The 26784-nt window shown below is 72.8% G+C and carries 20 protein-coding genes and 1 riboswitch; of the genes, 14 read left to right on the forward strand and 6 right to left on the reverse strand.

Annotated elements, in window-relative coordinates:
* Window positions 1-302 precede the first annotated feature (302 nt).
* Entirely contained in the window at window positions 303-3758 is a 3456-nt protein-coding gene (gene smc, locus GY170_RS13380; RefSeq protein WP_163894463.1) for a chromosome segregation protein SMC, read from the reverse strand.
* Window positions 3759-4004: 246 nt separating this feature from the next.
* On the opposite strand from smc, the gene GY170_RS13385 reads away from it, so the two are divergent.
* From GY170_RS13385 to GY170_RS13440, 12 genes are all read left to right on the forward strand, one after another.
* A complete protein-coding gene (locus tag GY170_RS13385) occupies window positions 4005-4478 on the forward strand; it encodes a hypothetical protein (protein ID WP_167803319.1) in 474 nt (157 codons plus the stop codon).
* 158 nt (window positions 4479-4636) lie between these two features.
* Window positions 4637-4859: riboswitch (cobalamin riboswitch) on the forward strand.
* Between the two features lie 31 nt (window positions 4860-4890).
* Window positions 4891-5994: a cobalamin biosynthesis protein CobW gene (cobW, locus tag GY170_RS13390; protein WP_163894467.1), complete on the forward strand. Its 1104-nt coding sequence runs from the start codon at window positions 4891-4893 to the stop codon at window positions 5992-5994.
* The gene (locus tag GY170_RS13395; RefSeq protein ID WP_163894469.1) at window positions 5991-6452 is read left to right on the forward strand and encodes a GNAT family N-acetyltransferase; all 462 of its coding nucleotides are present in this window, start codon (window positions 5991-5993) and stop codon (window positions 6450-6452) included. The genes cobW and GY170_RS13395 overlap by 4 nt, the downstream gene beginning before the upstream one ends.
* A 121-nt stretch (window positions 6453-6573) precedes the next feature.
* On the forward strand, window positions 6574-10257 hold the full coding sequence (gene cobN, locus GY170_RS13400; RefSeq protein ID WP_163894471.1) for a cobaltochelatase subunit CobN: 3684 nt from the start codon (window positions 6574-6576) through the stop codon (window positions 10255-10257).
* Window positions 10254-10862, forward strand: a complete 609-nt coding sequence (locus GY170_RS13405; RefSeq protein WP_163894473.1) for a nucleotidyltransferase family protein — start codon at window positions 10254-10256, stop codon at window positions 10860-10862. The genes cobN and GY170_RS13405 overlap by 4 nt, the downstream gene beginning before the upstream one ends.
* Before the next feature lie 189 nt (window positions 10863-11051).
* Window positions 11052-11438, forward strand: coding sequence for a GFA family protein (locus GY170_RS13410; protein ID WP_163894475.1), 387 nt, complete (start codon window positions 11052-11054; stop codon window positions 11436-11438).
* Window positions 11396-11893 (forward strand): GNAT family N-acetyltransferase, encoded by a 498-nt coding sequence (locus GY170_RS13415; protein ID WP_235937847.1) that lies wholly within the window; start codon window positions 11396-11398, stop codon window positions 11891-11893. Before GY170_RS13410 ends, GY170_RS13415 begins: the two co-directional genes overlap by 43 nt.
* Before the next feature lie 152 nt (window positions 11894-12045).
* Window positions 12046-12657, forward strand: a complete 612-nt coding sequence (gene cobO / locus GY170_RS13420) for a cob(I)yrinic acid a,c-diamide adenosyltransferase (protein ID WP_163894477.1) — start codon at window positions 12046-12048, stop codon at window positions 12655-12657.
* Between the two features lie 3 nt (window positions 12658-12660).
* Window positions 12661-13398 carry a class I SAM-dependent methyltransferase gene (locus GY170_RS13425; protein ID WP_163894479.1) on the forward strand — a complete coding sequence of 246 codons (738 nt, stop codon included), beginning with the start codon at window positions 12661-12663 and terminating at the stop codon, window positions 13396-13398.
* Window positions 13399-13584: 186 nt separating this feature from the next.
* On the forward strand, window positions 13585-14895 hold the full coding sequence (gene aptA / locus GY170_RS13430; protein ID WP_163894481.1) for an omega-aminotransferase AptA: 1311 nt from the start codon (window positions 13585-13587) through the stop codon (window positions 14893-14895).
* 336 nt (window positions 14896-15231) lie between these two features.
* Window positions 15232-16413 carry a kynureninase gene (kynU, locus tag GY170_RS13435; RefSeq protein WP_163894483.1) on the forward strand — a complete coding sequence of 394 codons (1182 nt, stop codon included), beginning with the start codon at window positions 15232-15234 and terminating at the stop codon, window positions 16411-16413.
* A gap of 96 nt (window positions 16414-16509) precedes the next feature.
* A complete protein-coding gene (locus GY170_RS13440; RefSeq protein WP_203531322.1) occupies window positions 16510-17076 on the forward strand; it encodes a GNAT family N-acetyltransferase in 567 nt (188 codons plus the stop codon).
* Window positions 17077-17140: 64 nt separating this feature from the next.
* On the opposite strand, the gene GY170_RS13445 is transcribed toward GY170_RS13440, so the two are convergent.
* From GY170_RS13445 to GY170_RS13465, 5 genes are all read right to left on the reverse strand, one after another.
* Window positions 17141-17827 (reverse strand): D-lyxose/D-mannose family sugar isomerase, encoded by a 687-nt coding sequence (locus tag GY170_RS13445; RefSeq protein WP_163894485.1) that lies wholly within the window; start codon window positions 17825-17827, stop codon window positions 17141-17143.
* Window positions 17828-17979: 152 nt separating this feature from the next.
* Window positions 17980-18207 (reverse strand): N-(5'-phosphoribosyl)anthranilate isomerase, encoded by a 228-nt coding sequence (locus GY170_RS13450; protein WP_163894486.1) that lies wholly within the window; start codon window positions 18205-18207, stop codon window positions 17980-17982.
* 35 nt (window positions 18208-18242) lie between these two features.
* A complete protein-coding gene (locus GY170_RS13455; protein WP_163894488.1) occupies window positions 18243-19016 on the reverse strand; it encodes a gamma-glutamyl-gamma-aminobutyrate hydrolase family protein in 774 nt (257 codons plus the stop codon).
* A 141-nt stretch (window positions 19017-19157) separates the two neighbouring features.
* Window positions 19158-19634, reverse strand: coding sequence for a TspO/MBR family protein (locus GY170_RS13460; RefSeq protein ID WP_163894490.1), 477 nt, complete (start codon window positions 19632-19634; stop codon window positions 19158-19160).
* 82 nt (window positions 19635-19716) lie between these two features.
* On the reverse strand, window positions 19717-20403 hold the full coding sequence (locus tag GY170_RS13465) for an SIMPL domain-containing protein (protein WP_163894492.1): 687 nt from the start codon (window positions 20401-20403) through the stop codon (window positions 19717-19719).
* Between the two features lie 198 nt (window positions 20404-20601).
* On the opposite strand from GY170_RS13465, the gene GY170_RS13470 reads away from it, so the two are divergent.
* Both GY170_RS13470 and GY170_RS13475 read left to right on the forward strand, forming a co-directional pair.
* A complete protein-coding gene (locus GY170_RS13470) occupies window positions 20602-24573 on the forward strand; it encodes a hypothetical protein (RefSeq protein WP_163894494.1) in 3972 nt (1323 codons plus the stop codon).
* A 241-nt stretch (window positions 24574-24814) separates the two neighbouring features.
* Entirely contained in the window at window positions 24815-26746 is a 1932-nt protein-coding gene (locus tag GY170_RS13475; protein ID WP_163894496.1) for a monovalent cation:proton antiporter-2 (CPA2) family protein, read from the forward strand.
* Window positions 26747-26784 lie beyond the last annotated feature (38 nt).

Genomic DNA, 26784 nt, shown 5'->3' on the forward strand with positions numbered 1-26784 from the left:
CGAGGTAGTGCGTCCGGCAGACGAGGGAAAGCCGCAGGAGCCCCCGCCGCGCCGCGAGTCGCCCCGGGTCAAGGACGCCGCAGGCGCCGCCAACGGCGGGCGAAGCTCCTTGACGCGGGGCGACTCGCCCTCACCATCGAGGAGGCCTGTTTGCAGGCAGACCTGCCAGCAAACGGCCTCTCAGCAGATGGAGACTCCCCTTCAACCCACCGGACGCTGGAGTCAGCGCGGACAGGGATATGGAGGGCGGGCGGGCGATTGCCGAAGGCGAGGCCGCCCCGCACTCCCCCGCAGAGCTCAGCTCACGCCACCAGCGCCTCGGCCTTCTTCAGATCCACCGAGACGAGCTGGCTCACCCCCTGCTCGCCCATCGTCACGCCGAAGAGCCGGTCCATCCGCGCCATCGTCACCGCGTGGTGGGTGATGATCAAAAAGCGCGTCTGCGTCCGCCGCGTCATCTCGTCGAGCATGTCGCAGAAGCGGGTGACGTTGGCATCGTCCAGCGGCGCGTCCACCTCGTCGAGCACGCAGATCGGCGCCGGGTTCGCGAGGAACACCGCGAAGATCAGCGCCAGCGCCGTCAGCGTCTGCTCGCCGCCAGAGAGCAGCGACAGCGTAGAGAGCTTCTTGCCCGGCGGCTGGCAGAGGATCTCCAGCCCCGCATTGAGCGGATCGTCCGATTCCACCAGCTCCAGCCGCGCCTCGCCGCCGCCGAAGAGGTGAGTGAAGAGCATCGAGAAGTTGCCGTTCACCTGCTCGAAGGCCGTCAGCAGCCGCTCGCGCCCCTCCTTGTTGAGCGCCGCGATGCCGTGGCGGAGCGTGTGGATCGCCTGCTCCAGATCGGCTTTCTCTTTAACCAGCAGGTCATGCTCGGCGGAGACCTCCTGCGAATCCTCCTCGGCGCGCAGGTTCACCGCGCCCAGCGCGTCGCGCTGGCGGCGCAGCGCGCCGATGCGCGTCTCGATCTCCTCGGCGCTCTCGGCGCCGTCCACGGCCGCGCCCAGCTCGGCCCGGAGGTCCTCCGGGCTCTGCTCCAGCGCCTCCTCGATGCGCGCCTCGGCCCCGGCGACGGCCTCGCGCGCCGCGTCGCGCCGCGCCTCCGCCCCGGCCCGGGCCTCCCGGGCCTGCCCCGCCGCCGCCTCCGCCTCGCGGGCGGCCACGGTCGCCTCGCGGAGCGCGGCCTCGCCGCCGGTCAGCGCCTCGGTCGCCGCCGTCTTGCGCGCCTCGGCCTTGGCGATGCTGCCCTCCAGCGCCTCGCGCTTGGCCCCGATAACCCCCGGCCGGCCCTCGGCGGAGGAGAGCTCGCGCCCCGCCTGCTCCTGCCGGGCGGCGAGGTCGGCGCGCCGGCTCCCGGCGCTGGCCAGCCGCTCCTGCCAGCTCGTCTGCTCGCGGGCGATGGTGCCGGCGCGCTTCGCCCGCGCCTCGCCCTCGCGGCGGAGCTCGTCATGCGCCGTCCGGCGGGCGATCATCGCCAGCCGCGCCGCCTCGACACCCGTGCGCAGCTCCTCCACCGCCGCCTTGGCCGCGGCCAGCTCCGCCTCGGGGATCGCCGCACTCTCCGCCTCGCGCAGGGCCTGCTCCGCCTCGCGCGCCTCGGCCTCGTGGCGGTCGCCGGCGAGCTGGGCGCTCTCGCGCTTGCCTTCCGCGATGTTGCGCTCCGCCTCGGCGCGGGAGGCCCGGCGGCTCGCCTCGGCCACGCGCCCCTCCGCCTCGCGCCGCGCCGCACGGGCCAGCTTCTCCGCCTCGGTCTGCTCGGCCAGCGTCGTCGCCAGCGCCCCGTGCGCCGCCCGCGCCTCCTCCGCCCGCGCCTCGGCTTCGGAGAGGTCGCGCCGCAGCTCCGCCAGCCGGTTGAGCTGCTGCAGGCGCAGCGCGGCGGCGGAAGGGGCATCCTCCGCCCCGGCGCGGTAGCCGTCCCAGCGCCAGAGATCCCCCTCGCGGGAGACGAGCCGCTGCCCCGGCTGAAGGCGCTCCTGCAGCGCCGGCCCCTCGGCGGCCGCCACCAGCCCGACTTGCGCGATGCGCCGGGCGAGCACCGCCGGCACCTCCATGTGATCGGCCAGCGGCTCGGCGCCGCCAGGCAAGGGCTGGTCCGCCTCGTAAGGCGCCAGCTCGGCCCAGCCCGTGGCGTCCCCGGAGCCCACTTTCGGCGCGCGCAGGTCATCGGCCAGCGCCGCGCCCAGCGCCTTCTCGTAGCCCGGCGCGACGGAGAGGAGGTCGAGTACCTGCCCGCCCTCCGCCGTGTCGCGCGCCACGAGACGCTCCAGCGCCCGCACCTCGGCCGTCAGCGCGCTGGCCTCGCCCTCGGCGCCGGAGCGGGCGGCCCGCGCCTCCGCCTCCTGCCCTTGCGTCTCCGCCCGCGTCGCCTCCGCCTCGCCCAGCGCCGCCTCGGCCGCGGTGGCCGCCGCGCCGGCGCCGGCTTCTGCGTCCCGCGCCGCGGCATATTCCGCCTCGGCCCGCTCCAGCGCCTCTGCGGCCTCGCCGCGCGCCGTCCGGGCGCGGGCCATCGCCTCCTCCGCCTTGGCCTTCAGCGCCCGCCGATCCTCGATCAGCCGCTGGGCGGACTGGTGGCGGGCCGCGAGCCGCGCCGCATCCTCGGTGCGCTCGGAGAGGGCGGATTCGCGCTCCGCCAGAGCCTCGGCCGCCGCGCGCGCCGCCTCCGCCTCCTCGGTCAGCCGCGACTCGTGGCCTTCGCCGGCGGCGGCCAGCTCCTCCGCCTCGGCGGCGAGGCGGGCCAGCGTCTCCTCGGCATCGCCGGTCAGCTCCGCCTCGCGGGCGCCGTCCTTCTCCACCTGCGCGAGCGTGGCGCGCAGCCGCTCGATGGCGCGGCGGGCCCTCGCCTCGTCCTCCCGCAGCGCCTGCGCCTCCAGCGCCAGCCGCTGGGCGAGGGCGGCGGCGATCGCCTCCTCCTCGCGCAGCGCCGGCATCGCTTCCTCCGCCATGTCACGCGCCGCCTCGGCCGCGCGCGCCTCCGCCTCGGCACGGGAGGCGCCGAGCACCCGCTCCCGCAGCCCCTGCTCGGCCGCCTCCAGCGCCGCGCCGGCCTCTCGCCAGCGCCGCCAGAGGAGCAGCCCCTCCGCCTCGCGCAGCTTCGCCCCGATCTCCCGGTACCGCGCCGCCGCCTTGGCCTGCCGCGCCAGCTGCGCGAGCTGGCCGGCCAGCTGCTCCACGACGTCATCGACGCGGGCGAGGTTCTGCTCCGCCCCGTTCAGCTTCAGCTCCGCCTCGTGGCGCCGCTGGTAGAGGCCGGAGATGCCCGCGGCCTCCTCGAGGATCCGCCGCCGCGCCGCCGGCTTGGCATTGATCAGCTCGCTGATCTGCCCCTGCCGCACGAGCGCCGGCGAATGGGCGCCCGTCGAGGCATCGGCGAAGAGCATCTGCACGTCCCGCGCCCGCACCTCCTTGCCGCCGAGGCGGTAGGCGGAGCCGACGTCGCGGGTGATGCGCCGGGTGATCTCGATCTGGTCGGTATCGTTGAAGGCGGCGGGGGCGAGCCGGTCGGAGTTGTCGATATGCAGCGCCACCTCGGCATGGTTGCGGGCGGAGCGGGTGGCGGCGCCGGCGAAGATGACATCCTCCATCCCGCCGCCGCGCATCGCCGTGGGCCGCGTCTCGCCCATCACCCAGCGGAGTGCCTCAAGGAGGTTGGACTTGCCGCAGCCGTTCGGCCCGACGACCCCCGTCAGCCCGTCATGGATGACGAGGTCCGTCGGGTCGACGAAGCTCTTGAAGCCGTTGAGGCGAAGCCGGGTAAAGCGCATCGGGCGGGCTGCTCACGATTCTTCTGGGTGCCTAAGCTTGGCAACGGCGGCCCCCACCCGTCAACGCTGCTGCGCCATATCAAGCGACTCCCCGCTGTTTATCCACAAGATATTGCCCATCTCCACTAGGCTTGGTGCGGCACTGGTGCAACAGGGCGCTCCCCCGGAACCTGCACGGTTGACCCAACGGCGAGCGGTATCTTTGTTTGGGCCCCGTTCAAAACGGAGACCAGAATGACATTTTCAATGATCCGCCCGGCCGCTCTCGGCTCTGCCCTTTTCCTGCTCGCCGCCTGCGGCTCGACCCCGGATGAGGGGAGCTCGGCGGGCAGCGAGCCCGTTCAGCCCGCCGCCGCCGAACAACCGGCGGCCGCCGCCCCGGCGACGTCGACCCCTTCCTCCCCTGCCACGGCCTCCCCCGCACCGGCCGGAGGGCCCATCGGGCCCGCCGACGTGACCGATGAGCTCGCGGCCGACATGGCCGCCTTCGGAGAATCCGGGGCCACGATCAATGATTTCATCGCCCGCTACGGCCAGCCGGCGGAGCGGCAGGAGGACGTCCGGTTTTTCCGGCTCGTGGGCGAGACGCTCTATTACGGCTCTCCCTATGGCAGCGACGGCCCGAGCATCTGGGTGGAGTTCGACCCGGTCGCCTACGTGTCCACGATGATCCACGTCCCCCAGGGCGGCAACGCTGCCCCCTACGACCGGTTCTTCTGAGCCCTACGGGCCGGGCGGGCCTGCCCGCCCGGGCCCATGCGGTCCTCCCGCCTCACCCCCGGGGCTCCGGCCCCGGACGCGCCGGGGTGGGCGGGCGGGAGGCGCGGCCGGGGGCCGGAGCGCCGCTTTCGCCCCTTGACCCCTTTCCTCCCCACGCCCACAAACGGCCCCAGCAAGGTTCCCCGCCGTGCGGCGCCACGCCGCCAGGGGTGAAACGGGAATGCGACGGGCCTGATCCACGCAGGAGGGCCCGGAATGCAGCCGCCCCCGCGACTGTCCGCGGTGAGCGCCCGGCGACATGCCACTGGGAGGAGACCCCGGGAAGGCCGCCGCGTGCCACGATCCGCCAGCCAGGAGACCGGCCTTGCCATGACGCAACCAACCCCGTCGGTGGGACGGGAAGGAGATAGACATGGCACTGACCCAAGGCTCTACCGGAGCCGCCTCCCCCCGTGCGGGCCGCATCCCGGCCACCATCGTCACCGGCTTCCTCGGCGCCGGGAAGACGACGCTCATCCGCCACCTGCTGGCGAACGCGAACGGCAGGCGCATCGCGCTCATCATCAACGAGTTCGGCGATCTCGGCGTCGACGGCGAGATCCTGCGCGGCTGCGGCGACGCCACCTGCCGCGAGGAGGATATCGTCGAGCTCTCCAACGGTTGCATCTGCTGCACCGTGGCCGATGACTTCCTGCCGATGATGGAGACGCTCCTCGCGCGACCCGACCGGCCCGACCACATCGTCATCGAGACCTCCGGCCTTGCCCTGCCGCAGCCGCTCGTGCGCGCCTTCGCCTGGCCCGGCATCGCGACGAAGGTCACGGTCGACGGCGTCATCGTGCTGGTCGACGGCCCGGCGGTGGAGGCCGGCCGCTTCGCCCATGACCATGCAGCGCTCGAGGCCCAGCGCGAAGCCGATGACAGCATCGACCACGAGACGCCGCTCTCGGAGCTTTTCGACGACCAGCTCGCCTGCGCCGACATGATCGTCGTCTCCAAGACCGACCTGATGGACGACGCCGGCCCTCTAACGGCCCGCCTCACCGCCGCCGCCCGCCCGGGCGTCAGCGTCGTGAAGGGCACGCCGCCGGTCGATGTCCTGCTCGGCATGGGCGCCGGCGCCGAGGGCGACATGGAGGCCCGCGGCGAGGTCCACCACCATCACCACGACGATGATGATGAGGAGGACCACCACCACGAGCACGAACACGGCCACGACGAGTTCGAGAGCTTCGTCGTCGACCTCCCCGAGGTGAGCGACCCCAAGGCCCTCACCTCCCGCCTCGCCGAGGTCATCGCCGCCCACGGCATCCTGCGCCTCAAGGGCTTCGCCGCCATCACCGGCAAGCCAATGCGCCTGGCGATCCAGGCCGTCGGCCCGCGCGTCGACAGCTACTTCGACCGCCCCTTCGGTGCCGACCCCCGCGCCGGCCGCCTCGTCGTCATCGGCCTCTCCGGCCTCGACCGCGCGGCGATCACCAAGGCCATCGCCGGCGAGCGCGCCGAGGCGGCATGACCGAGGCGCCCGCGATCACGCTCCGCCGGGTCTCGCCACGCGAGCCCGGCGCCGAAGCGCTGCTGAACGAGAGCCAGGCGCTGATGCGCGCCATGTTCGAGCAGAACCACTTCCTCAGCCATGATGCTTTGGCCGCGCCGCATATCCACCTCTACCTCGCCGAGGCGGGCTCCCAACCCCTCGGCACCGGCGCGCTGGCGATCTTCGAGGGCTACGGCGAGATCAAGTCGCTCTACACCTCCGAGGCCGCCCGCGGCCGCGGCGTCGCCGCCGCCCTCCTCGCCCGGCTGGAAGAGGTCGCCCGCGCGGCCTCCCTCCCCTGGCTGAGGCTGGAAACCGGCCCCGGCCTCGACTCCGCCCAGCGCCTCTACCGCCGCTTCGGATACACGCTCTGCGGCCCCTATGGCGCGTATAAGGAGAGCCCGTCCTCGATCTTCTACGAGAAGGCGCTGACGTGACGCGGCCGCCCCGCGCAGAGGTCTCCGCCCTGTCCCTCCGCCCCCTCTCGCTTTTCTCCAAATATCCCGGGGGGGCCGAAGGCGGGGGGCAGCGCCCCCCTCTGCGCTCTCCGCTCGTCCCATGCACCTGATCGCCGCCACCCCCGGCGCCATCGGCGATGGCCAGAGCCCGGTGGACACCACGCAGTCGCCCGCTGATCTGGTGGTCATCTCCGCCGCCGATACCGAGCTCGCCGCCCTCTCCATGGCCCGCGCGGAGATGCCGGAGGCGCCCCAGCTCCGCCTCATGCGCCTGCAGCACCTCTCGCACCCCATGAGCGTCGACCTGCACCTCGAGAGCTGCGCCACGAAGTCCCGCCTCGTCGTCGCCCGCCTCCTCGGCGGCTCGGCCTACTGGCCGCACGGGCTCGCCCAGTATTCCGCCCGCCTCGCCGAGGCCGGCGTCGCCTTCGTCGCCCTGCCCGGCGACGACAAGCCCGACGAGGAGCTTGCCGCCCTCTCCACCGTCAGCGCGGAGGATTATCGCGCCCTCCACGGCTTCCTCACCGAGGGCGGCCCCGCCAACGCCGCCGGCTTCCTCGCCCATGCCCGCGCCATGATCGCCGACGCCCCGCGCCCGCCCGGCCCGAAGCCCTTCCTCAAGGCCGGCCTCTACTGGCCAGGCCAGCCGGAGCCCTCCCTCTCCGACCTCCGCGCCCACTGGCCGGCGGACGCCCCGATCATCCCCCTCGTCTTCTACCGCGCCCTCCTGCAGGGCGGCGGCCTCGCGCCCATCGACCGGCTCACCAAGGCCCTGCTCCGCGCCGGCCTCGCGCCCATGCCGGTCTTCGTCACCTCCCTCAAGGACGACCTGTCCGCCGCCACCCTCGAATCCCTCTTCACCGAGGCCCCGCCCTCGGTGATCCTCAACCTCACCTCCTTCGCCACCGCCGCCCCCGGCGAGACCGGCCGGAACCCGCTCGCCTCCGCCGCCGCGAACGAGGCACCTGTCCTGCAGGCCATCCTCGCCGCCGGCAGCCAGGAGACGTGGGAGGCCTCCGCCGCCGGCCTCTCCGCCCGCGACGTGGCGATGAACGTGGCGCTGCCGGAGGTCGACGGCCGCCTCATTACCCGCGCCATCGCCTTCAAGGACGCCGCCTTCCGCGACGATGACACCGAGTGTGAGATCGCCACGTGGTCGGCCCACGGCAGCCGCATCACCTTCCTCGCCCGCCTCGCCGCGAACTGGGCGCGCCTGCGCGCCACGCCTCCCGCCGAGCGCCGCATCGCGCTGATCCTCGCCAACTACCCCAACAAGGACGGCCGCCTCGCCAACGGCGTCGGCCTCGACACGCCCGCCTCCACCGCCGAGGCGCTCCGCTTGATGGCCTCCGCCGGCTACGACACCGCCGGCGCCCCGGAGACCTCGGCGGATCTCATGGCCGCCCTCATGGCCGGCCCCACCAACTGGCTCACCGACCGCTCCGAGCGCGCCGGCGGCACGCGCTACCCCCTCTCCGCCTACAGGCAGGCCTTCGCCGCCCTCCCCTGGGAGGCCAAGGAGCAGATCCTCACCCGCTGGGGCCCGCCCGAGGCCGATCCTTTCATCTGGCCCCAAATACCTCCGCCGGAGTCCCCCGAAGGCTCCGCGCCCTCTCAGCCAGAGCCGGCCTTCGCCCTCGCCGCCCATCGCTTCGGCAATACCGTGGTCGCCATCCAGCCCGCCCGCGGCTACAACATCGACCCCGACGAGACCTACCACTCGCCGGACCTCCCCCCGCCACACCACTACCTCGCCTTCCACTTCTGGATGCGCGAGGAGTTCGGCGCCCATGCCGCCGTCCACATGGGCAAGCACGGCAACCTCGAATGGCTGCCCGGCAAGGGCCTCGCCCTCTCCGAGGCCTGCTGGCCCGAGATCGCCCTCGGCCCGCTGCCCAACCTCTATCCCTTCATCGTCAACGACCCCGGCGAGGGCTCCCAGGCCAAGCGCCGCACCGCCGCCGTGGTGCTCGACCATCTCACCCCGCCGATGACCCGGGCGGAGACCTACGGCCCCCTCGCCGACCTCGAAGCACTGGTGGACGAGTATTACGAGGCCGCGAGCCTCGACCCCTCGCGCGCCGCCCGCCTCTCGAAGGACATCCTCTCCCTCGCCGAGACCACCGGCATCGCCGCCGATGCCGGTCTGACGGCGGCGGATGATCTCTCCCGCCTCGACGCGTGGCTCTGCGAGATCAAGGAGGCGCAGATCCGCGACGGCCTGCACATCTTCGGCCTCTCACCCACCGGCCCGCAGGCCCGCGACCTCGCCCTCGCCCTCGCGCGCCTGCCCCGCGGCGAGCGCCCCTCGCTCCTCCGTGCCCTCGCCGACGACCTCTCGCTCGCCTTCGACCCGCTCACCGCCACCCTCTCCGACCCGTGGCTCGGCCCCCGCCCCGAGGTCCTCGCCGCCTCCGCCCCGTGGCGCAGCACCGGCGACACGGTCGAGCGCCTCGAATCCCTCTCCCTCCGCCTCGTGGATCGCGAGACGCGCCCGCCAGGGCCGGCGAGCAGCGCCGTCCTCGCCGAGCTTCAATCCGAGCTCGCCCCCGCCATCGCCGCCTGCGGCCCGGCGGAGGCCCAGTCGCTTCTCGCCGCCCTCGACGGCCGCGCAATCCCCCCCGGGCCCTCCGGCGCCCCCACGCGCGGGCGGCCCGACGTGCTGCCGACCGGCCGCAACTTCTACTCCGTCGACGCCCGCGCCGTCCCCACGCCGACCGCTTGGCAGATCGGCCGCCATTCCGCCGACCTTCTCGTAGAGACCTACCTGCAGGAGCATGGCGACTGGCCGCGCGCCATGCTGCTCACCGCCTGGGGCACGGCCAACATGCGCACCGGCGGCGATGACATCGCGCAGGGCCTCGCCCTGATGGGCGTGAAACCGACGTGGGACGCCGCCTCGCGCCGCGTCACCGGTTTCGAGATCCTGCCCCTGTCGCTCCTCGGCCGCCCCCGCGTCGACGTCACCCTCCGCGTCTCGGGCTTCTTCCGCGACGCCTTCCCGCAGCTCATCGCCCTCTTCGATTCAGCTGCGAAGGCGATCCAGGCGCTCGACGAGCCCGCCACCGAGAACCCCGCGACCGCCTCCCCCGGCCCCCGCGTCTATGGCTCCAAGCCCGGGGCCTACGGCGCCGGCCTGCAGGCGCTCATCGACGAAGGCGGCTGGTCCTCCCGCGACGATTTTGCCAAGGCCTATCTCTCCTGGGGCGGCTACGCCTACGAGGCCGGCCGCGACGGCGCCGAGGATCGCGCCGGCCTGCAGGCCCGCCTCTCCCAGACCGACGCCATCGTCCAGAACCAGGACAACCGCGAGCACGATCTGCTCGACAGCGACGATTACTACCAGTTCGAAGGCGGCGCCGCCGCCGCCGTCTCCATGCTGCAGGGGGCCGACCGGCCGATCTATCACAACGACCATTCCCGCCCCGAGCGACCGGTCATCCGCCGACTGGAGGAGGAGATCTCCCGCGTCATGCGCGCCCGCGTGGTGAACCCCAAATGGATCGAGGGCGTGAAGCGCCACGGCTACAAGGGCGCCTTCGAGATCGCGGCGACGGTCGACTACCTCTTCGCCTTCGCCGCCACGACCGGCGCCGTGAAGGCCCACCATTTCGACCTCTGCGAGGCCGCCTTCCTCGCCGACGACGACACCCGCGCCTTCATCGAAGAGGCCAACGCCCCCGCCCTCGCCGAGATCGCCCGCCGCCTGCAGGAGGCCATCGACCGCGGCCTCTGGGTGCCGAAGTCCAACTCCGCCCGCGCCCGCATCGCCGCCCTCCTGTGACCCACCTGCGCTACGCCGACGCCTCCCTCGAGGCCCAGCGCGCCGCGCTCATAGAGATCGTCCGCGTCTCGCCCAAGCTCATGCGCGCCTTCCACATCGCCCGAGAGCTCGGCCTGCCCGACTGGTGGATCGTCTCCGGCGCGCTCTACAATCAGGTGTGGAACGCTCTGACCGGCCGGCCCGAGCTCCATGGCGTCAAGGACATCGACCTCTTCTACTTCGACCCCGACACCAGCTGGGAGGCGGAGGACCGCGTCATCCGCGCTGGCGCCCGCCTCTTCCCCGCCGACCCTCCGGTCGAGATCCGTAACCAGGCCCGCGTGCATCTCTGGTACGAGCAGCACTTCGGCCAGCCCTGCCCGCCCTACCGGAACGCGCGCGAGCCGATAGCCGCCTTCGCCTGCCGCACCCATGCCGTGGGGATGCGCCTGACATCAGATGACGATTTCGAGGTGGAGGCCCCTTACGGGCTGGGGGACATTTTCAGCTTCCGGGTGACGCCGAACCCGATCCGCCCGAATCGCCTCACGCATGAGGCCAAGGCGGCGCGCCAGAAGGCGCTCTGGCCAGAGCTCAGGATAGAGCCCTGGCCAGAAGACCTTTAAGCCGCGGCCAGCGCCGCGACGCCGACATAGGCAAAGAGAAGAGCAATGGAAAAGTACATCATCTTGACTGTCCGATCCTGCTTGTTTGCTTAGCGCGATACGCGCGCTGTTGCGCCAATAGCGCAGAAACCCGCCGATCGGTTCCACCTGCTCTTGCGCTTTTCCGCTGACGGCGACTCACATCGGGCCATGACGATGACCGGTCACTGCCTCTGCGGCGCCACCTCCTTCTCCTATGAGGGCAAGGAAAACTGGCGCTCCTATTGCCATTGCGACAGCTGCCGCCGCTTCACCGGAGCGCCCGTTGCCGCCTATCTGGCCGTGCCGCATGGCGCCTGGGCGTGGACGGGGGCCGAGCCCCGCAGATATGAAAGCTCCCCCGGCACCGGCTGGCTGAGCTGCGCCACCTGCGGCAGCGCCATCGCCTACGATTCGGACAGGGAGCCGGACGAGATCCATTTCATGGCAGCGCTGCTGGACGATCCCTCGGGCATCGTGATGCAACACCACAGCCATCACGAGGAACGCCTGGCGTGGTTCAACCTGCACGACGACCTGCCGAAGCACAGGGGCTGAGGCGCCTCTCTCCCGGCGACCCCGCCCTCGCCGAGGTCCTGGCTCTGATCCGCGCCGAGTTCTCCTATATGGAAGGCCGCATCGACCCGCCCTCCTCCATGCTGCGGCTGACGCTGACAGAGGTCGAGGCGCAGGCCGCCGGCGGCGAGGTCTGGGCCATCGGCGCGCCGGTCACCGCCTGCCTCTTCCTCACGCCCAAGCCGCCGTCCCTCTACCTCGGCAAGCTCGCCGTCGCCGCCAGCGCACGGGGCCGCGGCCTCGCCCGCACCCTCATCTCCGAGGCGGAGGCGCGGGCCCGCGCCCTCGGCCTCGCGCAGCTGGAGCTCAGCACCCGCGTCGAACTGGCGGACAACCACGCCGCCTTCGCCGCCCTCGGCTTCACCGAGGCCGCCCGCACCTCCCACCCCGGCTACGCCCGCCCCACCTCCATCACCTACCGCCGCCCCGTCGCCTGACCCCGGGGCGCAGCATCGCCGCCCCGCCCCGCCTGTCTTTGGTCCCCAAAATCCTCCGGGGGTCCGGGGTGGAAAACCCCCGGGTCCTGCCCTCTCCTCCCTTGCCGCCGCCCGCCCCGTCGCCCAGACTCCCGGCCAAAAGGAGAGCCCCGATGACCGACGATGACAACGCCCGCCACGCCGCGAAGATGGCGAAGAAGAAGGCCGCGCGCGACAAGATCATGGCCACCAAGACCGGCGAGAAGGGGCTGATCGTCGTCCATACCGGCAAGGGCAAGGGCAAGAGCACCGCCGCCTTCGGCATGATCTTCCGCTGCATCGCCCACGACATGCCCTGCGCCGTCGTCCAGTTCATCAAGGGCGGGATGGAGACGGGCGAGCGCACGCTGATCGAGGGGCAGTTCTCCGATCTCTGCGACTTCCACACCATGGGCGAGGGCTTCACCTGGGAGACGCAGGACAAGGCGCGTGACACCCAGATGGCGCAGGCCGCCTGGGCCAAGGCGAAGGAGCTCATCGCCTCGGGCGAGCGGCACATGGTGCTTCTTGACGAAATCAACATCGCCATCCGCTACGGCTACGTCGATGCCGCCGAGGTGGTGGCCTTCCTCGCCGCAGAGAAGCCCCCGATGACCCATGTCGTGCTGACCGGCCGCAATGCGGCGGAAGAGATCATCGAGGCCGCCGATCTCGTCACAGAGATGGAGCTGGTCAAGCACCCCTTCCGCTCCGGCGTGAAGGCGCAGCGGGGCGTGGAGTTCTGAGGCATGCCGCTCTTCTCCCGCAAGGGCGCCGACATCGCCCATTGGGAGGGGGCGGCGGAGGACTGGATCGCCTGGGCGCGCCGGCCCGGCCATGACGCCTACTGGGCCTACGAGCCGGTGCTGCGCGCCTTCATCGGGGCGGGCGCCGGCGCGGCGATCGACATCGGCTGCGGCGAGGGGCGCGTCTCCGCCCTCCTCGTCGCGCTCGGCTACCATGTCACCGCCATCGACCCGGTGGAGCGGATGGTGGCGGCGGCGCGCGAGAAGGGCTCGGCGGATGCCTATGCCATCGCGCCCGCCGCGCAGATCCCCTTCGCGAGCGAGAGCTTCGATCTCGCGCTGATGTACAACATCCTGACGGTTCTGGAGAATATCCCCAAGGCCCTCGCCGAGACGCGCCGCCTCCTGCGCCCCGACGGCCGGCTGGTCATCTCCGTCACCCACCCTTTCAGCGAGCGGGCGGAGAAGGAGGGCGAGGACGGCGCCACGATCCTCCGGCTGGAGGAGGGCTACTTCGGCCGCGAGCGCTACTCGATGCGGGCGGAGCGCGCCGGGCTGCGGATGGACTTCGCCGGCTGGACGCAGCCCCTGAGCCTCTACACCGAGGCGCTGGCCCGCGCCGGCTTCGCCATCACCCGGATGATCGAGCCGCAGCCCTCCCCCCGCTCCCCGTGGCGGGGCCGCGAGCGGTGGACGAAGTTCCCGCTCTTCCTCTGGATCGAGGCGCGCCCGCTCGGCTGAGCCGCCGAGACCGTCCGCCCCCAACATCGCCCGTCCCGGGTTTGCGCCCCGAGAGCGTTCAGCCGCGAGCCATCGGCAGGCCAGACCCATCACGGTTCGTCATATGATCCATCGCGGCTCGCCCCCTTTCGCCGGCCTGTCGGCAGGTCTACGCTCCTGCCGACTCCAGACATCCAGAGGTGAGACATGCCCGATACAGCCCGCGCCCCGAACGATCTCGACAGCTTCTGGATGCCGTTCACGCCCAGCCGGACGTTCAAGGACAACCCGCGCATGATCACCGGCGCCAAGGGCATCCACTACACCGACGTCTCGGGCAAGGAGCTGATCGACGGCACCGGCGGCCTGTGGTGCTGCAACGCCGGCCACGGCCATCCGGGGATCACCAAGGCGATCCAGGATCAGGCGGCGACGCTCGACTACGTGCACAATTTCAACCAGGGCCACCCGATCGCCTTCGAGGCGGCCTCCCGCGTCGTGGCGCTGGCGCCGGGCTTCGACCACATCTTCTTCACCAACTCCGGCTCCGAGGCCATCGACACGGCGATGAAGATCGCCCTCGCCTACCACCGGGCGCAGGGCCAGGCGGAGCGGCGCATCCTCGTGGCGCGCGAGAAGGCGTATCACGGCATCAACGTCGGCGGCACGTCCCTCGCCGGCCTGCCGCTCAACCGTGCCCAGTTCGGCACGCTCTACCCGCATGTGCACCACATGCGGAACACCGGCACCGAGGCCAACCGCTTCTCCCGCGGCCAGCCGGAGAGCGGGGCCGAGATGGCGGAGGACCTGCAGCGCCTCGTCGACCTGCATGGCGGCGGCAACATCGCCGCGGTCTTCGTCGAGCCGGTCGTGGGCGCCGGCGGCGTCTACCCGCCGCCGAAGGGCTACCTCGAGCGCCTGCGCGAGATCTGTGACACGCACGGCATCCTCTTGGTCTTCGACGAGGTCATCACCGGCTTCGGCCGCACCGGCGAGGCCTTCGCCTATCAGGCCTTCGGCGTCACGCCGGACCTGATCACCTGCGCCAAGGGCATCACCAACGCTACCGTGCCCATGGGCGGCGTGCTCGTGCCCACCCGCGTGCGCGAGGCTTTCCTCAAGGGCCCGCATGCGATGCCGGACCTCTTCCATGGCTACACCTACTCCGGCCACCCCCTCGCCGCCGCCGCCGCCATCGCCACGCTGGATGCCTACCGCGACGACGAGATCTTCGAGAACGTCAAGCGCGTCGCCCCGGTCTGGGAGGACATGCTGCACGGCTTGGCGGACCTGCCGGGCGTGAAGGACATCCGCAACTACGGCCTCCTCGGCGCGGTGGAGCTGGAGACCCAGGGCGACGTCGGCGCCGCCGGCAAGGCGGCCCACGCCGCCCTCTGGGACGCCGGCCTGATCGTCCGCCCCATCGGGGACAGCTGCGCCATGTCCCCGCCGCTGATCCTGACGGAGGACGACATCGCCCGCATCGGCGACATCTGGCGGACCTACCTGAAGGGGTAAGCCCTTCGCGGGAGGGGAGCCGGGCGAGCGCCGGCGGTCACTCCACCGTCCGGCCCCGTCCAACCTCGCCGCTCATCCCCCCTCCCGGTACGCGCCAAAGGCGCAGGGCGAGCGCCGGCCCGTCCCCACGGGCTGGCGCTCCGTCGACGTCAGCGCATCGCTCGGAGCGAGTACGTGGCGGCACCATAAACCGCCCCGCAGCCACGTCGCAGCGCCACCCCACGGGCCGGCGCTCGCCCTCCGCCTGCACCCGGCGCGCCCATCCCCGCTGGACCTCGCCCCGCAATCCAGCGCATCAAGCCCCGACCAACCGGAGCCGCCCCCAGGAGCCCCAAGATGATCCCCAAGCGTGATGCCTTCCTCCTGCCCGAGGGCCAGGCCTATCTCGACGGCAACTCCCTCGGCCCCCTGCCCGCCGCCGCCCCGGCGCGGATGGAGGAGGTCATGCGCTCCGAATGGGGCGAGATGGCCGTCACCGGGTGGAACCGCGCCGGCTGGATGGCCCTGCCGGAGACGCTGGGCAACCGCATCGCTCCCCTGATCGGCGCCGGCCCGGGCGAGGTGATCGTCGGCGAGACGCTCTCCATCCGCCTCTGGCAGGCGCTCGCCGCCGCCCTGCAGCTCACCGACCGCAAGGTGGTGCTCACCGACAGCGGCAACTTCCCCTCCGACCTCTACATGGCAGAGGGCCTCCTCCAGCAGCTCGGCCAGGGCCATGAGCTGCGCGTCGTCGCCCCCGAGGAGGTGGCGGGCGCCCTCACCGAAGAGGTGGGCGTCCTCATGCTGACCGAGGTCGACTACCGCATTGGCCGCCGCCACGACATGGCCGCCCTCACCGCCGCCGCCCACGACACCGGCGCGCTGGCGCTCTGGGATCTTGCCCATTCCGCCGGCGCGGTGGATGTCGACCTCCGGGGCTGCGGCGCCGACTTCGCCGTCGGCTGCACCTACAAGTACCTCAATGGCGGCCCCGGCGCCCCCGCCTTCCTCTGGGCCGCGCCCCGCCACCACGGCGCGCTGCACAACGCCCTGCCCGGCTGGCTCGGCCACGCCGCGCCCTTCGACTTCGAGCTGGAGCACCGCCCCGCCCCCGGCATCCGCGGCATGCGCGTCGGCACGCCCTCCATCCTCGCCATGGCGGCGCTCGACGCGGCGATGGACGCCTGGGAGGGTGTCGACATGGCGGAGATCCGCGCCGCCTCCCTCCGCCTCTCCGAGCGCTTCATCGCGGGGGTTGAGGCCGCTTGCCCGGACCTCACCCTCGCCTCCCCGCGCGATCCGGGGCAGCGCGGCAGCCAGGTGAGCTTCCGCCATCCGGAGAGCTACGCCATCTGCCAGGCGCTCATCGCCCGCGGCGTCGTCGGAGACTTCCGTGCGCCCGATCTCGTCCGCTTCGGCATCACGCCGCTCTACATCGATGAGGCAGAGATCGACCGCGCCATCGCCGCACTGGCCGAAGTGATGCAGGGCCGCCTCTGGGACGACTCCGCCTACGCCACCCGCGCCGCCGTCACCTGAATCTCCCGTTGATTTCGCTCAAATCCGCGATGTGGAACCGGTCTTAACCCGCGCCCCCCCAAAGTCACCCCCGGGTGATGAAAGGGGCGTGGGACGATGAAAGACGATTTTCTGCGGGATGGCGGGGCGTCTGGGCCTCAGGGCAGCGGGCCGCCGCTGGCCATCGCCCGGATGGGCCAGCTGACATTCCGCCCGGCGCGAGCGGGCGACATGCCGCTCCTGCAGGCCATCCGGGCGGCGGCCTTCGCCCCAATCTTCGCCAGCTTCCGCGCCCTCACCGGCCCGGCCATCGCCGAGGTGGCGCTGGCGACCGCGGAGGCCGACCAGAAGGCCGAGCTGGCCCGCCTCTTCTCGGCGGGGAGCCCGGAGGAACTCATCGTCACGCGCCTCGGCTCGGCGACCATCGGCTTCCTGACGCTGGCCCTCAACGAGACCAGCCGGATCGGCGAGATCGGCCTCAACGCCGTCGACCCGGCCTATGCCGGCCGCGGGTTTGGGACGCAGATGTATCGCTGGGCCCTCGCGGAGATGGCGGCGCGCGGCATGACGGTGGCCACCGTCGGCACCGGCGGCGATGCCAGCCACGCGCCCGCCCGCCGCGCCTACGAGAAGGCCGGCTTCGGCCCCCACCTGCCGGCGATCTGGTACTACGCGAAGCTCTGAGGCCCGCTGTCTTCCAGCGACGCCCTGGTGGGCGGGCGGCGGGGGCGAGCGCCGCCCCCGCCGCTCAGCTCAGCCAGCGCGCGTAATCCGACACCAGCAGGTGCACCGGAGCCTCGTCCTCCTCGATCTCCGAGAAGCGGCCGATGGGCTCGCGGAAGATGTTGTCCGTCTCGTCGTCGTTGACGGTGGAGACCTCGCCGATCAGCACGTCGCCGCCCTCGCCCCAGAAGGCGTGCCAATCGCCCGGCATGAGCGTGACGCTCTCTCCCGGCGCCAGCTGCAGCTTTTCGCCGGGCGCGAAGTCCCGCGCGATGCCGTCGCACCAGACGCGCCCGCCCCTGTCCTCCGCGAAGGCGCCCGCGTCGTCGGAGCCGTAGAGCTCCACCACCAGGGTCGCGCCGCCGCGGTTGATGATGTCCTCGGCCTTCAGCACGTGGGTGTGCATGGGCGAGAGCTGATCCTGCTTGGAGATCAGGAGCTTCTCGGCGTAGCACATGCCGGTGCCGCGCTTCAGGTCGTCGAGCCGGCCGTTGCGGAGCGTGAAGAGGAAGAGCCCCATCTCGTCGTAGCGCCCGGCGCCGTAATCGGTGATGTCCCAGCCGCAGCGCGCGTCGATGACATGGGCGGCGGCCTCCTTGCGGGCCTGGAACTCCTCGGGGCTCCAGTTCGCGAAGGGCGGCAGGACGAAGCCATGCGCGCGGATCATTTCCGCGGCCTCGGCCATGATGGCGTTGATGCGCGAGCGTTTCATGTCTGTCCCCTCCTGCCGTGTGCCGCAGCGATGCGGGATTTCGCCGCGGCTGGCAAGAGGTTCGGGCATCGCGAGACGGCGCCGCCGGGGAGCGGAAACCATATGGTTTCCGCCCGCGATTTCCATATGGAAATCGCCGCTCGCGGCCGGCGTCACACGATACGGCGCACCGGCGCGCTGTTGCAGAAGATGACGAACTGCCCCGCGTTCTCCACGACGCTGTAGCCCCGGCGGCGCATCTCGCGCACGAAGATCTCCCGCCCGACGTAGCGCTCCACGACGCGCACGTTGCGGCGCACCACTTCCCCCCGCCGAGCCGCGCGGGAGGAGAGCAGCTCGTCGAAGAAGACCTGCGGCGTCACGGGAGCGAGGGCGGCCATGCCCCCGCCCTCACCTACCCAAGGTAAACGCCCCCTTAAGCGCTCATCCGCAGCGGCTGGCGCCCGCGGGCCCAGGCCCGGGCGGCCTCGCCGAAGGCCTCGAAGAGCGGGCGGGAGACGGGGTCCTCCGCGGCCCGGTACTCCGGGTGCCACTGGACGGAGAGGGTAAAGCCCAGCGCGCCCTCCACGTAGGTCGCCTCGGGCGTGCCGTCGGGCGCATGGCCGTCGATGACGATCCGGCGGCCGGCGCGGTTGATGCCCTGCCCGTGCAGCGTGTTGGTCATCACCTCGGTCGCGCCGAAGAGCCGGTGGAAGGGGCCGCCCTCGCTCACCGTCACCTTGTGGCGGAGTGCGAACTTCTCCTCGACCGTGCCGTCGGGCGGCATGCGGTGGTTCTCCCGCCCCGGCAGATCGCGGATCTCCGGGTGCAGCGAGCCGCCCATGGCCACGTTGACCTCCTGGAACCCCCGGCAGATGCCGAAGAAAGGCTGCCCCCGTTCCACCAGCGCGCGGATGAGCGGCAGCGTGACAGCGTCACGATTGCGGTCGAAGGCACCGTGGGCGGGCGTCTCCGCCTCGCCGTACTCCTCCGGGTGGACGTTGGGGCGCCCGCCGGTGAAGAGGAAGCCGTCGCAGGCCTCCAGCAGCTCCGGCACGCTGGCGCAGGCGGGGTCGGCGGGGACGATCAGCGGCAGCCCGCCGGAGACCTGCGCCACCGCCTCGGTGTTCATGATGCCGGCGGCCTGCGTCTGATAGGTGTCATTGATCAGCGTCGCGTTGCCGATGATCCCGATGATCGGCCGTGTCATGCGTGACCTCTCGTTCGAATGCCTTCAGCATAGGCGGCGCCCGGCGGCTCGAAAAGGCCGTCCGCCCGATTTCCCGGCACCGGCGGCGCGCTCCCCCGCCGATACGGCGCGGATTTGATCACTCCGCCCGGGCCGGCCCGGTCAGTTCAGCACCGCGATGGAGAGGTTGAGCGCCGAGGCATAGGAGACCCAGGCGAGGTAGGGCACGAAGAGCAGCGCTGCCACGCGGTCCGACCTCCAGCTCACGATGATATAGGCGAGGATCACCGCCCAGAGCGCGGCGATCACCGCCATCCCCGGCCAGAGCAGGTGCAGCGTGAAGAAGACGGGCGACCAGAGCCAGTTCAGCCCCAGCTGCCCCCACCAGAGCGCCATCCGCCGGCTGCTTCGCGCGCGCTGCCACGTGCGCCAGCCGGAAATCGCGACGCAGATGTAGAGCGCCGTCCACACCGGGCCGAAGAGCCAGTTGGGCGGCGTGAAGCCGGGCTTGTCCAGCTCGGCGTACCACGCGCCGGGCGCGGTGAGAAAGCCGATGGCCGTCCCGGCCCCGACGACGAGGAGGAGGAAGAGGGCCAGGCTGACCCAAGGATGCGGGCGGTTGAGAGCGGCATGTGTCATGCCTCATCTACGCAGCGCCGCCGGCTTTGGATGCATCCGGCCGGCGGGGAGGCGGCGGGCCTCGAAAGGCCCACCGGCGCCGTCACTCCTCGATCACCCAGGAGATGGTGACGCTGGCGCTCACGCTCAGCTCGCCGCCGGCCACGGGCATCGAGCCGGCATCCATCATGCGCATCTCCGGCACCGGCACCGGGCCACCGCCCATGCCGCCGCCCTCGCTGAAGCCGGCGATCGGCCCCAGCGTCACGCCCAGCGCCTCGGCATAGAGCTCGGCGCGCTCGCGGGCGTCGGCGACAGCGGCGCGGCGCGCCTCCTCCAGCGCGGCGGCGGAATCGGAGAGGCCGAAGCTGATGCCGTAGAGCTGGTTGGCGCCCTCGCCGACCAGCTCGTCGATCAGCTCACCGGTGCCCTCGACCCCCTCGATCCGCACCGTCAGCGTCGAGCCGGCGACGAAGCCGGTCTGCTCCGGGGGAGTGACCTCGTAATTCATCTGCGCATCGAGCCGCAGGCCGCTGGTCTGGATGTCGGCCGCCGGGATGCCGGCGGCGCGCAGCTGCTCGATCACCGGCGCCAGCCCGGCGCTGACGGCATCGAGCGCCGCCTCGGCGCTCTCGGCGCGATGCTCGACGCCGACGGTGATGATGGCCATGTCCGGCTTGGCGGCGGCCTCGCCGGTGCCGGTTACCGTGAAGAGCGACTGGGCGCTCGCCGCGCCGGGCACGAGGCCGGCGAGCAGGCCGAGCGAAAGGCAAACAGAAGAAAGGCGCATGAGGAAACTCCCTGACTTGAGCGCTTGTCCGATCCTTTCGACGCGCCCCGCAAGCCCTGCCTTGGCGGCTGGCCGCAAATATTCGTGTCCGCTCCGCCGCCGCCTGCCGCTTTGCCGCGGGCGGAAAGTTGCTCTATGGTCGGCGCGCGCCACCGCCGCTCTTTTCGCGCGGCGCGACAGGATGATAATGGCCCACCGATGAAGCCCGCATTCGCTCTTTCGCTCTCGGTGGAGGGAATCCGCCTTCTGCACCGCTCCGGCGCAGACTGGCACCTCGTGGGCGAGGTGCGGCTGGAGACGGGCGACCTCGCGGCGGACCTCGCGACGCTGCGCGAGACGGCGCTGGCGCTGGAGCCGAAGAACCTGCGCACCAAGCTGCTGATTCCCAACGACCAGATCCGCTACATCGCGCTCGACACCACCCGCGCCAGCATCGAGGATATCGAGACGGCGCTGGAGGGGGCGACGCCCTACGCGGTGAGCGAGCTCTCCTACGATCACACGCGCGGCGGCGGGCGCACCTACATCGCCGCCGTGGCGCGGGAGACGCTGGCGGAGGCGGAAGGTTTCGCGGTGGAGCATCGCTTCGCCCCCGTCTGCTTCGCTGCAGCGCCCGAGCCCTTCACCTTCATGGGCGAGCCCTTCTTCGGGGCGACGCAGGCGGCGGCCACGCTGCTGCCCCCGGGAGAGGAGCCGGAGCGCGACGAGGCCCCGGTGGACCCCAAGGCCCTCCGCACCCCCCGCGCCCGTCTCCCCTGGGAGAAGCCCGGCAGCCGCCCCGGCAAGGCCCCGTTGGCGCTGATGACCGAGGGCGACGGCACCGAGGTCTTGGAGGACGCACCCGAGGAGGAGGCTCCCGCGACCAGGCCCGCCGTGCTGCCCGTGATCGAGGACGACGCCCCCGAGTCGGGCTCAGAGCCGCTCGAGGATGACGCCCCGGCCGGTGTGTCGGAAGACGCCGCCGTGGCGGTCGACGACAAGCCGGGCGCCCCGGTCGAGCCGGCAGCGGACGCTCCCCGGGCGCCCGAGGTGAGCACGCCGGCCGCCGCGGACGCCTCCCCCGAGGAGCCGGAGCCGGCCGCGCCCGCAGAGCCCACCGAGGCGCCGGCCACTGACCCCGTGGCCGAAGCCCCCACCGAGACGGTCGCCGAAAAAGCCCCCGAGGCCGCCGCCCTCGGCTTCGCCAGCCGTCGCCGGAAGCCGGAGCCCGCGCCGGCCTCCACGCCCGAACCGGCGCCCGCAGAGCCGACTCTCGCCGAGGCCCCGGCACCGGCTCCGACCGCGGACACCCCGCTCTTCTCCTCGCGCGCCCGCAAGTGGGGCTCGGCCCCCCGCGACACCGCGCCGAAGGAGCCGCCGCCCATGTCGGCCGCGTCCAGGCCGGCCGAGCGCGCCCGCGCCGGCCTCGTGCCGACGCCGCCGGAGACGCTCTCCGCCGGCCCGCGCCCCATGCCGCAGCCGAAGGCGCGACCCGGCTCCGCGCTCGCCGCCAAGCCCTCCGACGGCGCCTCCGCGACCAGCCCCGCCCTCACGGCGGAGCCGGCCCGTGGCCCCGCCGCCCTCCGCACCGGCGCGCCCCCGCCGCCGCCGCCCGCCTCGCGGCCCACCGGCGGCGCGCTCCGCCCCCTCGCGCCGGCGGGCAAGGGCGCCATGCCGCCGCTCGTCGCCGCGCCCACATCCGCCCGGGCCCCCGAGGGTGCACTCGGCGCCGCGCCCGCCATAACCGGCCTCTCGCCCGAGGCGAAGCCGCCGGAGGAGGTGACGGCAGACGTCGCTCCCGACATCGCCGATTCGCTGACCGCCGAGACCGAACCGCCGATGCCGGAGCGCTTCACTGCCCGCACGGTCACCGCCCCGCGGAGCGCCCCGGCCTTCTCGCCCCCGGCCGCCGCCGCCCCCGCCCCCGCGGCGCCCGGCAAGGAGGCCACGCCGAAGCCGCGTCCCGCCACCGCTCCCCCACCCGAGCCCGGCGCTGCCGGCCCCGTGCCCTTCGAGACGGCCGAGCCGGCGAAGGCGGGCGTTCTCTCCTCCCTCCGCTCCCGCCGCGCCGCGCCCGAGCCGCAGGCGAAGCCCGACGCGGAGGAGCGCGCGCGGATGACCGTGTTCGGCGCCCGCGAGACGGCGCCGCGCACGACGCCCCGCTACCTCGGCCTGATCCTGACGGCCCTGCTCATCCTCGCGATGCTCGCCGTCGCCGCCTTCGCCGCGCCGCGCGTCATCTCCGCGCTCTTCTCCCCCTCCGAGGACGGGGCCGAGGCGGAGACGGAGTTTGCCGCCCTCCCCGCCCCCGAGGCGGAGGACGACAACAGCCTCGACGGCGCCATCGCCGCCACCTCCGCCCTGATCTCCGGCGCCGAGTCGGAGCCGGAGGAGGACGACGTCGCCAGCATCACCCTGCCGGAGGATGACAGCTCCCTGCTAACGCCCGAGGAGGGCTCCCTCGCCGCCGCCCCCCTGGCGCCGCGCGGGCAGGTGCCGAGCCCGGCGGAGGCAGAGCGCTTCTACGCCGCCACCGGCGTCTGGCTGCGCGCCCCGCGCCTGCCGCTGACGCCGCGCACGACCTCACTGGAGGCGATGCAGGTCGGCCTCGTCGAGCCGGCGCCGGAGTCCTCCGCCGCGCCGCAGATCGTCCGCGCCAGCCCCGATCCCGGCCTCGGCCCGCAGATCGACCCGCCGCCCCCGGGCCTGACCTTCGAGCGCGACGCCCGCGGCTTCTTCCTCGCGACGGAGGATGGCACGGTCACGCCGCAGGGCCTCGTCATCTACGCCGGCCGGCCGGACATCATGCCGCCGACGCGCCCCGGCACCGTAGCGCCGGAGGAGCCAGTCTTCCCGGTCACCTACGCCCCGCTCTCGCCGCCCGAGACCCGCCTGCGCGCCCGCCCCGCCGCCATCGAGGCCGCCGCCGCAGAGGCCACCGAAACCGAGGCGGACGCCGCTGCCGAGGAGGCGGGCGACACCGAGGGGGCGGAGGACCCGGCCGCAGACGCCCCGGCCCTCGCGTCCCCTGAAGCCGCCGACCCCGAGTCGGGCGCCGCCGCCAGCGAGCTCTCCGCGACCGACGCCGCGGCCATCGACGCCGCCGCCACCGACCCGCCCGTCACCGCCGGCGCGGTGGGCATCGGCGCCCTCGGCACCGTCTCCGCCGTGGAGGCCGGGCCCGGAGCGCCGGAGGCCACGTCGGACGACGCGGGGCAGAGCGCGTCCGAGATCCTCGCCCCTTGGTCGGGCCCTGCCCCGGAGGACCGCCCCGCCGACCTGGTGGAGGGCGAGGCCATGGCCCTCCTCGACCCCGCCACCACCGCCGGCGAGACGGCGGAGACCACGCCCACCGAGGTCGCCCTCTCCGGCGACGAACCCGCGCCCGAGATCCTCGACAGCCTCCCCGGCCCCGCTCCCCGGAACCGCCCGGCGGACCTCGCGCCCGTGTCCGCCACCGCCGACACTGCAGCCCAGGGCGATGAGCCGCCGCCGGAAATCCTCGCCAGCTGGGACGGGCCGACCCCGGCCCTGCGCCCCGCCGCCCTCGCCCCCGAGCCGCCGGCGGAGATCCTCACCGCCTGGGACGGCCCCGTGCCCGGCATCCGCCCCGAGGACCTCGCCCCCGCGACCGATGAAGAGCTGGCCGAGGAGGACGACGACGAGGCGGGCGACGAGGCTGATCCCTCCGGCCCGCCCGAGGGCGCCAGCCTCGCCACGGCGCTCCTCGAGATCACCTCCGGCTCCTCCGACCCGCTCGCCGGCGCGACGCCGCTGGCCGTCGCCACCGCCAGCCGCCCCGATGCCCGGCCGCGCAATTTCGACCGGGTGGTCGCCCAGCAGCGGTCCCGCCAGCAGACGGCGCCCGCGCCGAGCGCGCCCGCCGCCGCCGAGCCCGCCGCCCCGGCCGTCGTCGCCAGCTCGGCGGTTCAGCCCACCGGGCCGGTGCCCGGCTCCGTCGCCTCGGCCGCCACGATCGAGGACGCGATCAACCTGCGCGACATCAACCTGATCGGCGTCTATGGCCGCCCGGGCGACCGGCGCGCCCTCGTCCGCCTCGACAATGGCCGCTACGTGCGGGTCGGCGTCGGCGACAGCCTCGATGGCGGTCAGGTGACGGCCATCGGCGACGGCGCCCTCAATTACGTCAAGCGCGGCCGCACCTACGCCCTCGAGGTCGCCGAGGGCTGAGCGCCCTCCGCCGCCAATTCTTCCAGACAGCCTCGGCGGGGACCCCCTCCGCGCCCTCACCCCGCGCCGCCGGCGCCGCGGCATCCCGCAGCGGCGGGCGCGCCGGGGTGGGAGGGCGGGAGGCGGGCCTGCCGCTGCGCCGCCGGTCCCGGCGGCAACCCGCCGGAAGATCACGCTCAGCGGGCACCTGCACCGCCATGCCCTGTTGCCGCCATCCCTCCGGCAGGCAACAATCACCGGCATGGAAACCATGCTCGCCCAGGCCGTCATCTACCTCGCCGCCGCCGTCATCGCCGTGCCGCTCTCGGCGCGGCTCGGCCTCGGCTCCGTCCTCGGCTACCTCGCCGCCGGCATCCTCATCGGCCCCGTGTTCGGCCTCGTCGGCGGGGCGGAGAGCGAGGGGCTGCGGCATATCGCCGAGTTCGGCGTCGTCATGATGCTCTTTCTCATCGGGCTGGAGCTGGAGCCCAAGGCGCTGTGGGACATGCGCCACAAGCTGCTCGGCCTCGGCGGGCTGCAGGTGAGCCTCACCGCCGCCGCCATCGCCGCGGCGATGATCTGGGGCGCCGGCCTGCCGTGGCAGCAGGGGCTGGCCATCGGCTTCATCCTGTCGCTCTCCTCCACCGCCATCGTGCTGCAGACGCTGGACGAGAAGAAGCTCATGCAGACGGCGGGCGGCCGCAACGTCTTCTCCGTGCTGCTGACGCAGGACATTGCCGTCATCCCGCTCCTCGCGCTCCTGCCGCTCCTCGCCTTCGGCGGCGGCGGCGCCATCGGGATCTCGCCCGACGGCTCCATCGGCCATGGGGGCGGCGAGGAGCTGCACACCACCGCCCATTTCCTCGAGAACATGCCGGGCTGGGGGGTGACGCTGGTGACGATCGGCATCATCGCCGCGATCCTGCTCGCCGGCATCTACGGGGCGCGCCCCGTCTTCCGCTACATCCACCAGGCCCGCCTGCCGGAGATGTATACCGCCCTCGCGCTGCTCATCGTCGTCGGCACCGCGGTCCTCTGCCAGGCGGTCGGCCTCTCGCCGGCGCTCGGCACCTTCATGGCCGGCGTCGTCCTCGCCTCCTCGGAGTTCCGGCACGAGCTGGAGAGCGACATCGAGCCATTCAAGGGGCTGCTGCTGGGGCTGTTCTTCATCACCGTTGGCGCCGGCATCTCCTTCCAGGCCTTCCTCGCCGAGCCGCTGCTCCTCCTCGGCCTCACCTTCGGGCTGATCGCCCTCAAGGGCGCCGTCCTCTACGTGCTCGCCCTCGTCTTCCGGCTGGAGAGCCGCGACCGCTGGCTCTTCACCCTGTCGCTGGCGCAGGCGGGGGAGTTCGGCTTCGTCCTCACCTCCTTCAGCCTCGCGCAAGACGTCATCGCTCCCGTTCACGAGCAGCGGCTCCTGATGGTCATCGCCCTGTCGATGCTGATGACGCCGCTGCTCTTCATCCTCTACGAGCGGCTGGCGGACGGGATCCGCGGCGAGGTGACGCGCGAGCCCGACGAGGTGGAGGATGAAGGCCCGGTGATCATCGCCGGCATCGGCCGCTTCGGGCAGGTGGTGAACCGGCTGGTGCGCTCGGCCGGCTTCGAGACGGTGGTGCTGGACAACAACCTCGCCGCCATCGAAACGATGCGCACCTTCGGGATGCGCACCTGGTTCGGCGACCCGACGCAGCCCTCGGTGCTCAACGCCGCCGGCCTCATGCAGGCCCGGGTGCTGGTCGTGGCGCTGGACGACCGGGCGTCCTCGCTGCGCCTCGTCCGCCACGCCCGCCGGCAGCGGCCGGACCTGCACATCGTCGTGCGCGCCTACGACCGGGTGCACGCCTATCAGCTCTACCATGCCGGCGCGAACGACATCGTCCGCGAGCTCTTCGACAGCTCGCTGCGCGCCGGCCGTTACGTGCTGGAGGAGATGGGCCTGTCGGACTGGGAGGCGAGCGAGGCGGAGATGACCTTCTACCACCACGACCGCGCCAACCTGAAGGAGCTGGCCGAACTCTGGAAGCCCGGCGTCCCTGTTGGCAAGAACCCCGACTACGTCTCCCGCTCCCGCGAGCTGGATACGGAGATGGAGACGGCGCTCATGTCCGGAATCGCCGCCAACAAGCAGGCCGATCCGCCGACCGTCGGCTACCGCTCCAAGGGCGGGGAGCCGCGCGAGCGGCGGGGGTAAGGCGGCGCGGCGGGCGGGATCGCGCTTGGCGGGCGTCG

This window comes from Pseudoroseicyclus tamaricis (assembly GCF_012070395.1).
Classification (GTDB): domain Bacteria; phylum Pseudomonadota; class Alphaproteobacteria; order Rhodobacterales; family Rhodobacteraceae; genus Pseudoroseicyclus_A; species Pseudoroseicyclus_A tamaricis.

Bases quoted from the DNA above. Each gene is read 5' to 3' on its own strand.
- smc (WP_163894463.1), bottom strand. From the start codon at position 3,758: ATGCGCTTTACCCGGCTTCGCCTCAACGGCTTCAAGAGCTTCGTCGAC.
- GY170_RS13385 (WP_167803319.1), top strand. From the start codon at position 4,005: ATGATCCGCCCGGCCGCTCTCGGCTCTGCCCTTTTCCTGCTCGCCGCC.
- cobW (WP_163894467.1), top strand. From the start codon at position 4,891: ATGGCACTGACCCAAGGCTCTACCGGAGCCGCCTCCCCCCGTGCGGGC.
- GY170_RS13395 (WP_163894469.1), top strand. From the start codon at position 5,991: ATGACCGAGGCGCCCGCGATCACGCTCCGCCGGGTCTCGCCACGCGAG.
- cobN (WP_163894471.1), top strand. From the start codon at position 6,574: ATGCACCTGATCGCCGCCACCCCCGGCGCCATCGGCGATGGCCAGAGC.
- GY170_RS13410 (WP_163894475.1), top strand. From the start codon at position 11,052: ATGACGATGACCGGTCACTGCCTCTGCGGCGCCACCTCCTTCTCCTAT.
- cobO (WP_163894477.1), top strand. From the start codon at position 12,046: ATGACCGACGATGACAACGCCCGCCACGCCGCGAAGATGGCGAAGAAG.
- GY170_RS13425 (WP_163894479.1), top strand. From the start codon at position 12,661: ATGCCGCTCTTCTCCCGCAAGGGCGCCGACATCGCCCATTGGGAGGGG.
- aptA (WP_163894481.1), top strand. From the start codon at position 13,585: ATGCCCGATACAGCCCGCGCCCCGAACGATCTCGACAGCTTCTGGATG.
- kynU (WP_163894483.1), top strand. From the start codon at position 15,232: ATGATCCCCAAGCGTGATGCCTTCCTCCTGCCCGAGGGCCAGGCCTAT.
- GY170_RS13440 (WP_203531322.1), top strand. From the start codon at position 16,510: ATGAAAGACGATTTTCTGCGGGATGGCGGGGCGTCTGGGCCTCAGGGC.
- GY170_RS13445 (WP_163894485.1), bottom strand. From the start codon at position 17,827: ATGAAACGCTCGCGCATCAACGCCATCATGGCCGAGGCCGCGGAAATG.
- GY170_RS13450 (WP_163894486.1), bottom strand. From the start codon at position 18,207: ATGGCCGCCCTCGCTCCCGTGACGCCGCAGGTCTTCTTCGACGAGCTG.
- GY170_RS13455 (WP_163894488.1), bottom strand. From the start codon at position 19,016: ATGACACGGCCGATCATCGGGATCATCGGCAACGCGACGCTGATCAAT.
- GY170_RS13460 (WP_163894490.1), bottom strand. From the start codon at position 19,634: ATGACACATGCCGCTCTCAACCGCCCGCATCCTTGGGTCAGCCTGGCC.
- GY170_RS13465 (WP_163894492.1), bottom strand. From the start codon at position 20,403: ATGCGCCTTTCTTCTGTTTGCCTTTCGCTCGGCCTGCTCGCCGGCCTC.
- GY170_RS13470 (WP_163894494.1), top strand. From the start codon at position 20,602: ATGAAGCCCGCATTCGCTCTTTCGCTCTCGGTGGAGGGAATCCGCCTT.
- GY170_RS13475 (WP_163894496.1), top strand. From the start codon at position 24,815: ATGGAAACCATGCTCGCCCAGGCCGTCATCTACCTCGCCGCCGCCGTC.